At 65.9% G+C, this 8,666-nt stretch carries 6 protein-coding genes; 1 reads left to right on the top strand and 5 read right to left on the bottom strand.

Translation table 11 applies throughout. The annotated features are described in order from the left end of the window. Positions 1-462: 462 nt before the first annotated feature. From ACODS9_RS25180 to ACODS9_RS25160, 5 genes are all read right to left on the bottom strand, one after another. Positions 463-1,236, bottom strand: coding sequence for a TSUP family transporter (locus ACODS9_RS25180; RefSeq protein ID WP_046856185.1), 774 nt, complete (start codon positions 1,234-1,236; stop codon positions 463-465). 103 nt (positions 1,237-1,339) lie between these two features. Next, positions 1,340-2,692 carry a glutamine synthetase family protein gene (locus ACODS9_RS25175; RefSeq protein ID WP_489095016.1) on the bottom strand — a complete coding sequence of 451 codons (1,353 nt, stop codon included), beginning with the start codon at positions 2,690-2,692 and terminating at the stop codon, positions 1,340-1,342. Positions 2,693-2,702: 10 nt separating this feature from the next. After that, a complete protein-coding gene (locus ACODS9_RS25170; protein WP_046856183.1) occupies positions 2,703-3,254 on the bottom strand; it encodes a helix-turn-helix domain-containing protein in 552 nt (183 codons plus the stop codon). Continuing rightward, on the bottom strand, positions 3,247-4,536 hold the full coding sequence (locus tag ACODS9_RS25165; RefSeq protein ID WP_489095015.1) for an NAD(P)/FAD-dependent oxidoreductase: 1,290 nt from the start codon (positions 4,534-4,536) through the stop codon (positions 3,247-3,249). The genes ACODS9_RS25170 and ACODS9_RS25165 overlap by 8 nt, the downstream gene beginning before the upstream one ends. 86 nt (positions 4,537-4,622) lie before the next feature. Next, entirely contained in the window at positions 4,623-6,569 is a 1,947-nt protein-coding gene (locus ACODS9_RS25160) for a DNA topoisomerase III (protein WP_489095014.1), read from the bottom strand. A gap of 236 nt (positions 6,570-6,805) precedes the next feature. On the opposite strand from ACODS9_RS25160, the gene ACODS9_RS25155 reads away from it, so the two are divergent. Next, a complete protein-coding gene (locus ACODS9_RS25155) occupies positions 6,806-8,656 on the top strand; it encodes a polyurethane esterase (RefSeq protein ID WP_489095013.1) in 1,851 nt (616 codons plus the stop codon). The last annotated feature ends 10 nt before the right edge of the window (positions 8,657-8,666 follow it).

Below are 8,666 nucleotides of genomic sequence, written 5' to 3'. Positions count from 1 at the left end.
TAGTTCGGCTTTACGTTCAGGTGAATAGTACGGCACATCGGCTCTCTTTCCGCCCCCGGAGTTTCTTTCAGGTCGGTCTGGAGACGCGACAACTATCCTGACACCGGGGGTGCTCTTGCTCTTGCTCTGCTTTTGCTTCTAAGCGCGCAATAGTCCAGGCGCCGCCAATTGCGACTTCAGGAGGCCGAGTGGAGTTCTTGCGTAGTGGGGCGACGGCCATGGATGGCCGTCGAGCGCTGCGCCCCAGGATGGGGCGTACAGCGCGGTACCCACGGGAGCAAGAACGGAGCGAGGGAACCCCGGAGCGCAGCGCAGGGGCCGTATGAATGGAGCCAGCGGTTTTTGCCTACTTTTGCCCAAGAGCAAAAGTAGGTCGCCGTAAAGGCGAAAAGGTGACTAGATGTCGACACATTTCAAGAATATGTACGCAAAAATCAAAACAATAGAGCAAAACCCAGATCCCTACCCAAACCAATGCTGCCAAGCCAACCGCACAGTCAACGCCAGCACCACAGTAATAAACACCGGCCGAATGAACTTGCTACCCCCGCTGATCGCCGTCCGCGCCCCGAAAAACGCCCCGACCATCACCGACACCCCCATGCACAACCCAACGATGTAATCCACCTGCCCGGAAATGACAAACACCGTCAGCGCCGCAATGTTGCTGACAAAGTTCATGCTGCGCGCCACACCACTGGCCCGAACCAGGTCGATGGGATAGAGCAGCAACGTGCTCACGGTCCAGAAGGCACCGGTACCCGGCCCGGCAACGCCGTCGTAGAAGCCCAGGGTGAAGCCCTGCGGAAACTGCCACTTCCTTTTGATCGGCGCATCGGCGTCCACCGGCGCCTTCGGTGTACCGCCGAACAGCAGGTAGACGCCACAAGCGAACACGATCACCGGCAGCATCTTGTTCAGCCACTCGGCCGGCATGTAGTGAGCCACCACCGCGCCGATCAGTGCGCCCACCAGGGTGCCGACAATCGCCAGGCGCCATTGCGCCGGATGGAACAGCTTGCGCCGGTAGTAGGTGATGCTGGCCGTGGCCGCGCCGAAGGTCGAGCTGAGCTTGTTGGTGCCCAGCACCAGGTGCGGCGGCATGCCAGCGGTGAGCAGCGCTGGGGTGGTCAGCAGGCCGCCGCCACCGGCGATGGCATCGATGAAGCCGGCGACAAAGGCGACCAGGGCGAGGATCAGCAGGGTGAGCGGTTCTACGGTGAGTTCGAAGGGCATGAGGGCACGGGCAGGCTGGACGGCGGGGTGCGGCAAACGGCCGCGCTAGAGGGGCACATGGTAATCCCGGATGGTAGGGGTTACCAGTGCCCCGCGAGGGATGTCACAGGAACCAGCGATACTCCCGAGCACTGACCTCATTGAGAAACGCCAGGTGGTCCTGGCGCTTGTTCTCGCAATAGACCATCACGAACTCCGCGCCCAACCCCTCGTCCACCGCCGGATGCCCACGCATCGCTGCCACCGCGCCGAGCATGTCCTTGGGAAAGTCGATCCCGCTGCCACGGTCCTCGTTCAACGGCGCGATGGGCTCCTGTGCGGCATCCAGCCCGTGCTCCATGCCGCACAGAATCGCCGCCAGCACCAGGTACGGATTGGCATCCGCCCCGGCCAGTCGGTGCTCGATCCGCAGGTTGCGCGGATCCGACTCCGGAATGCGGATACAAGCGTCGCGATCCTCGAAGCCCCAACTGGCGCGGCTGGCGGCGTTGACCATGGCCCCGTAGCGACGAAACGCATTGTGGTTGGCGGCGAAGATCGGCATGCAATGCGGCAGCAGCGCCAGGCAACCGGCCACGGCGTGGCGTAGCGGCCGTTGGTTATCGGCAGACAACAGGTTGTTGCCCGCCGGGTCATAGAGGCTGACATGCACATGCATGCCGCTGCCCGGCGCGTGCAGATAGGGTTTGCTCATGAACGAGGCGCGCAGCCCGTGCTTGAGCGCCACGCCTCGGGTGCTGCGGCAGAACAGCGCCGCCCAGTCGGCAGCGCGCAGGCCATCGTCGCAATGGCCGAAGTTGATCTCGAACTGGCCGGGGCCCAGTTCGGCGGTAATCACGTTGGCGTCCACCCCCTGGGCGTTGGCGGTCTCGACCATCTCGCGCAGCACATCGGAAAACCGCGACAGGCGCTCGATATGCATGTTCGGCTGGTCGTCGGCATCACCACTGGCCGGGTCACGGGGGAACTGCGGCAGGCCTTCCTTCAGTGTCTTGTCGAACAGGTAGAACTCCAGTTCGAACGCCACCACCGGGCGGATACCTCGGCGTTCGAGGCGTTGCAGGACGCGGGCCAGCACCTCGCGGGGTTCGAATTCGATGGGCGTCGCAGTGCCGTCCGAGGTGGTCAGCATCTGCCCCAGCGGCTCTCGCTCCCAGTTCACCGGCTTGAGCGTACCGGGCACCAGGCGGCGCGGGGCGTCCGGGTCGCCGTCGTTGAAGCAGTAGTCGCCGATCGGGAACAGCCCGCCCTGCACGCCGAGCAGTACGCAGTTCTGCGGCAGCTTGAGCGGGCTGCCGGCGGCGACTTTTTCCAGCATGTCGATGGGGTAGCGCTTGCCGTAGAAATGCCCGGGGATGTCCAGGCTGATCAGGTCGATGTAACGCACGTCGGGGTGTCGGGCGCGGAAGGCGCGCACTTCGCTGAGCAGATCGGGGAAGCCTGTTGTAGTTGTCATTGGCATGCTCTCAACGGAAGACCCAGAGAACCCGGGTCGTTCGGGCGGTCAGGTTGGCGTAGCGGAACTGGCTGTGGGGTGGCAGCTGGAAGCTGTCGTTGGGGCTGAGGGTGACGGCGTCGTCGCGGCCCTCGAGCCACAGGGTCAGCTCGCCCTCGAGGACGAAACCGCCTTGTTCCGAGCTGTCGTCTAGATGCCCCTCGCCACTGCTGGCGCCGGGTGCCAGGTGGCTTTCGAGCATGGCGAAGCGGCCATTGAGGGTCGGCGAGACCAGCACGTCGGTGACCCCGGCGGCGTAGTACAGGGTGCGTCGCTCGCCCGGGCGGGTCACCCAGTCGATCTCGCGGGGCGGCACGGCCTGATAGAAATAGGTGGTAGGTACGCGCAGCGCTTCGCTGATGGCGGTCAGGTCGGCCACCGTGGGCCGCGACAGGCCACGTTCGACCTGGGAGAGGAAGCCCAGCGAGCGGTTGACGCGAGTTGCCAGTTCGTCGAGGGTCAACCCCCGATGCTTGCGCAGGTCGCGCACCTGGCGGGCGAGGGCTTGGATATCGTCAGACATGATCACGCATCCTGTACCAGGCCTTGGCCGCCGCCTCCAGCGGCGCGGCCAGCAGGTCGCCACCGGGGAAGCGGCCGTTGTCGATGCCCTGGTAAAGCTTCAGCAGGTCGTCGTCACCGAGGATCGCGTCGCTGACCGCGCGTGCACCGGCCAGGGTCGGTAGCACGCCATGGCCGGAAAAACCCTGCAGCCAATAACGTTGACCCTGGCGCCCGATATCCGGCGTGCGCTGGATGCTGCAATCGATGTGGCCGCCCCAGGCATGCTCGATGGCGACCCCTTGCAACTGTGGGAACACCCGCTCCAGGTACGGCCGGGTAGCGCCGGCGACGTCCTTGGGGATACCACCGAGGTACGTGCAGCCACCGCCGAACAGCAAGCGGTGGTCGGGTGTCAGGCGGAAATAGTCGGGGACGAACTGGTTGTCGATCACGCAGCTGTTGCGTGGCAGCAGGGAGGCGGCGAAGTCGGCGTCCAGCGGCGCCGTGGCCACCTGGTAGGAGCCCACCGGCAGCAGACGACGCGACAGCGTGCGGTCGAGGCGGTCGATATAGGCGTTGCAGGCCAGCACCATTACGCGACTGCGCACCTCGCCCTGATCGGTTCGGGCGGCGAAGCCGTCGGCGTGTTCCTGGTAACCGATCACTTGGCTCTGCTCGTAGATCCGCCCGCCATGCGCTTCGATCACGGCGGCCAGGCCCTGGGCCAGCTTCAGCGGGTTGAGGTGGGCGCCATTGGGATCGTACAGCGCGGCCTGGTAGCGGGGGCTGTCGATCCACTCGGGCAGTTCCTCGCGGCCGATCAGGCGCAGGCAGTCGTAGTCGAACTTTTCCTGTGCTTCACGCCGGGCGTCCTCCAGCAGTTTTACCCGGCGCGGCAACACGGCGGTCCACAGACTGCCCAGGCGGTAATCGACGTCGAAGCCATGGCGCTGGGGCAGTTCGCGCAGCTCGCGGGCGGCCCAGCACATGCTGTCCCACAGGCGCCGGCTGCGCTCCAGGCCCAGGGCTCGCTCCAGCGGGGGCATGTCGCACGACCAGCCCAGCAGTGCCTGGCCACCGTTGCGGCCCGAGGCGGCCCAGGCCACCCGACTAGCTTCCAGCAGGGTCACGCGCTGGCCGGCCAATGTCAGGCGCAGGGCCGTATGCAGGCCGCTGAAGCCGGCGCCGACGATGAGGATGTCGGTGTCGTGGGCGCCCTGCAGGGTGGGGCGCAAGGGGATGGTGGCGGGGTAGGTGCGGGCGTAGTAGCTGGCGACGTGCTGGGCGGATTGCTTGAACATGCCGGGGCCTCGTGAAATTTTTTCTGATTATTTTCATGAAAAAATAGCAGAGGATTTTCAGTGCGCCAGTAGATGGCGCCTTCGCGCTAGCTCGCTGCCTTGCGCCGTGGCTGTCGGGGTTTGCCGGCGGCTGTCTTGCCCTTGCCAGCGCTCTTGCGCTTCTTCTTCCAAGGTGCCGCGGCTTTGCCCGCCGCCGGCCCGCTGATGGTCAGGCGCATGCCGCTGCAGCGTTGCACCAGCTTGCCCATCCACGTCGATTGTCGGGCGACGAACTCTTCAAGGCTCATTTCCCCGCTTTGCACCATGTCCAGCGCCTGCTCCCAGATCGCCGTGGTGCCAGGATCGGCGATGGCCCGGGGCACGGCGTCGATCAGGCTGAAGGCGGCAGGCGTGGCCGACAGGGCCTTGCCGTTCTTGATCAGGTAGCCACGGTCGAGCAGGCCCTGGATGATGCTGGCGCGCGTCGCCTCGGTGCCGATGCCGGTGGTTTCCTTGAGCTTCTGCTTGAGCCTGGGGTCGTCCACCAGCTTGGCGACGTTCTTCATCGCCTTGATCAGGTCGCCTTCGGTGAAAGGCTTGGGGGGCTGGGTCCACAGGTCCTTCAGTTGCAGGTCCCGTACTGGGCAGTCCTGGCCTTCGCGCAAAGCCGGCAGCACTTGGGCCGGTGGCGCTTCGCGACCCTTGGCCGGGGTCAGCGCCTCGGGCAATGCCCGGCGCCAGCCCGGTTCGACGATCTGCTTGCCCACCGCCCGCAACGCATGGCCGGCGCAGTCAAACTCGGCCTGGGTGCGGTCGTACTCGTGGTTGGGCAGGAACTGCGCCAAATAGCGGGCGCGGATCAGGGTGTACACCGCCTTGTACTTGGGTGGCAGGCGCGCCGGGTCACTGGCGGCGGCGGTGGGGATGATGCCGTGGTGGGCGCTGACCTTCTGGTCGTTCCACGCCCGCGAACGGCGCTGTGGGTCCAGGTAGTCCCGCAGCGGCGCCAAGCTGCTGTCGGCGCGCTGCAAGGCGGCGAGGATGGCGGCGGCCTCGCCATGCTGGCTGAGGGGCAGGTAACCACTGTCGCTGCGCGGGTAGGTGATGAGCTTGTGGGTCTCGTACAGGGCCTGGGCGATGTCCAGGGTCTCCTGGGCGCCGAGGCCGAGCTTCTTCGAGCACAGCTCCTGCAGGGTGCCGAGGTCGAAGGGCAGCGGCGCGGCTTCGCGCACCCGTTCGGTGGCGATCTTCAGCACCCGGGTGCTGCCGGCGGCCTGCATGTCGGCAGCGGCTTGTTGCGCCAGGTCCTGCTTCAGGCAGCGGCCCTGATCGTCGCAGGCGTCCTCGGGGGCGCGCCACTGGGCGTTGAACACGGCGCCTGCACTTTCCAGTTGTACGTCGATGGCCCAGAACGGCACGGGTATGAAATCGGCGATGCTGCGGTCGCGGTCCACCACCAGGCGCAGCGTCGGAGTCTGCACCCGGCCCACCGGCAGCACGCCCTGGTAGCCGGACTGGCGGCCGAGCAGGGTGAACAGGCGGCTCATGTTCATGCCGATCAGCCAGTCGGCCCGCGAGCGGCCCAGGGCCGAATGGTAGAGGCTGAACGTCTCCTGGCCGGGCAGCAGGCGGCTGAGGGCCTTGCGGATCGAGGCATCGTCCAGCGCCGACAGCCACAGGCGCTGGATCGGCCCGCGGTAGCGGCAGTGCTCGACCAGTTCGCGGGCAATCATCTCGCCCTCGCGGTCGGCATCGGTGGCGATCACCAGTTCGCGGGCCTCGCCCAGCAGGCGCTTGACCGCCTTGTACTGGCTGGCGGTCTTGGGCTTGACCGTCATCTTCCACTTTTGCGGGATGATCGGCAGGTCTTCGAGGGTCCAGCGTTTGTAGCGCTCGTCGTAGCTGTCCGGCGGGGCGGTCTCCAGCAGGTGGCCGATGCACCAGGTCACGCAGACATCGGTGCCTTGCCAGCAGCCATCGCCGCGGCGCTGGGCGCCGAGGACCTTGGCGATGTCTTTTGCCTGGGAGGGCTTTTCGCAGAGAAAGAGGCGCATGGCCGAAAACGCTTCATCGTGAAAGTTGCCCCTAGGATGCGCAAGCCAGGGCGCGCAGGCAAGTTTTATCTGTATGCATGTACAGGTTTTTTGCCCGCATCTTTGGCAGGGACGTCATCCCTTCGGGTTGGACGAGGTGGCAAATGCGTGCCAGCTTTGCCTTTCGCCCGTCAGTCGTGTCACCGGACGATGTCGCTGGGGTGTCCTTCCTACAAGAACAACAGGGATGTAAACCAATGCCCGTATTCGATTACCGACAGCTCGACAGCACTGCCTCCTCTGCGCTGTACAAGGACGCCATGGCGCTGGCTACCTACGCCTACCATGGTATCGACGATGGCTTCAGCGCCGGCTACCAGAAGTACGGCTTCGGCCTTGGCCTGCCGGCCACGCTGGTCAAGGCGCTGATCGGCGGCACCGACAGCCAGGGCGTGATCCCCGGCATCCCCTGGAACCCCGACTCCGAAGCCAGGGCCCTGGCCCAGATAAAGGCCGCCGGCTGGTCGCCGATCAGCGCGGCGCAACTGGGCTACCAGGGCAAGACCGACGCCCGCGGTACCTTCCACGGCGAAGCGCCGGGCTACACCTCGGCGCAGGTGGAGATCCTCGGCCGCTACGATGCCGCCGGCCAGCTCAGCGGTATCGGCATCGCTTTCCGCGGCACCAGCGGCCCGCGTGAGAACCTGCTGGGCGACACCATCGGTGACGCCATCAACGACCTGCTGGCGGCGATCGGCCCGGCAGGCTATGCCCGTGATTACGCCGGTAACGCATTCGGGCAGTTGCTCGCCGATGTGGCCGCCTTTGCCAAGGCCAATGGCCTGAGCGGCGCGGACATCACCGTCAGCGGTCACAGCCTCGGCGGCCTGGCGGTCAACAGCCTGGCCGACCTGAGCGGCTCGCGCTGGGGTGGTTTCTACCAGGATGCGCGCTACGTCGCCTTCGCCTCGCCGACCCAGGCCGCCGACGCCAGCAAGGTGCTCAATATCGGCTACGAGAACGACCCGGTGTTCCGTGTGCTCGATGGCACCTCGGCGACCTGGGGCACCCTGGGCGTGCACGACGGCGCCAAGGCCTCGGCCACCAACAACATCGTCAACTTCAATGACCATTACGCGTCCGACGCCTGGAACCTGCTGCCGTTCTCCATCGGCAACATCGCCACCTGGCTGTCGCACCTGCCGACGGCCTACACCGATGGCCTTGGGCGTGTGCTGGATTCCTCCTTCTACCAGTGGACCAGCCGCGACTCGACCATCCTGGTCAGCAACCTGTCGGACGTGACCCGTGGCTCGACCTGGGTCGAGGATCTCAACCGCAATGCCGAGCCGCACAAGGGCAGCACGTTCATTATCGGCTCGGACAAGGACGACCTGATCCATGGCGGGCGCGGCAACGACTACCTCGAAGGCCGGGCCGGCAACGATACCTTCCGCGATGACGGCGGTTTCAACCTGATCGACGGTGGCGCCGGCCATGACACCCTGAAGCTGCAGGATGCCTTGGCCAACCTGAGCATCGCCCGGGATGGCGAAGGCACGCTGTACGTGCGTGACGCCGAGGGCGGCATCAGCCTGGTGCGCAATGTCGAAAACCTGGTGAGCAAGGAGTCGAGCCTGCTGATCTTCAGCAAGGAAGTCAGTCACGGGGTGGCGGCGCAGGGGTTGTTCGAAAGCGGCAAGGTCACCCCCTATGCGTCCTCGCTCAACGGCACCCAGGCAGGCGACCAGCTGGTGGCGGGTAATCAGGGGCAGTGGCTGTTCGGCCTGGGCGGTGACGACCGACTGCAGGGCGGCGCCGGCAATGACGTGCTGGTCGGCGGCACGGGCAACGATGTGCTGATGGGTGGCGGGGGGCGCGACACCTTCCTGTTCAGCGGCCATTTCGGCCAGGACCGGGTGCTGGACTTCACCGGCCAGGATCGACTGGTGTTCATTGGCGTGGACGGCGGCACCGCCGCGCCGGACTGGCGTGCCCATGCCAGCCAGGTGGGGGATGACCTGGTGCTGAAGTTCGGCGGGGACAGCGTGACGCTGGTGGGGATTGCGGGGCAGGGCGTTGGGGATGGGCAGATCGTGATCGCCTGATCCGGCGCGA

It is taken from the genome of Pseudomonas sp. FG36 (genome assembly GCF_057809275.1).
This window is presented reverse-complemented; position numbering and strand designations above follow the sequence as displayed.

Coding starts and splice junctions, on each gene's coding strand:
- ACODS9_RS25180 (WP_046856185.1), bottom strand. CDS start 1,236: ATGCCCTTCGAACTCACCGTAGAACCGCTCACCCTGCTGATCCTCGCC.
- ACODS9_RS25175 (WP_489095016.1), bottom strand. CDS start 2,692: ATGACAACTACAACAGGCTTCCCCGATCTGCTCAGCGAAGTGCGCGCC.
- ACODS9_RS25170 (WP_046856183.1), bottom strand. CDS start 3,254: ATGTCTGACGATATCCAAGCCCTCGCCCGCCAGGTGCGCGACCTGCGC.
- ACODS9_RS25165 (WP_489095015.1), bottom strand. CDS start 4,536: ATGTTCAAGCAATCCGCCCAGCACGTCGCCAGCTACTACGCCCGCACC.
- ACODS9_RS25160 (WP_489095014.1), bottom strand. CDS start 6,569: ATGCGCCTCTTTCTCTGCGAAAAGCCCTCCCAGGCAAAAGACATCGCC.
- ACODS9_RS25155 (WP_489095013.1), top strand. CDS start 6,806: ATGCCCGTATTCGATTACCGACAGCTCGACAGCACTGCCTCCTCTGCG.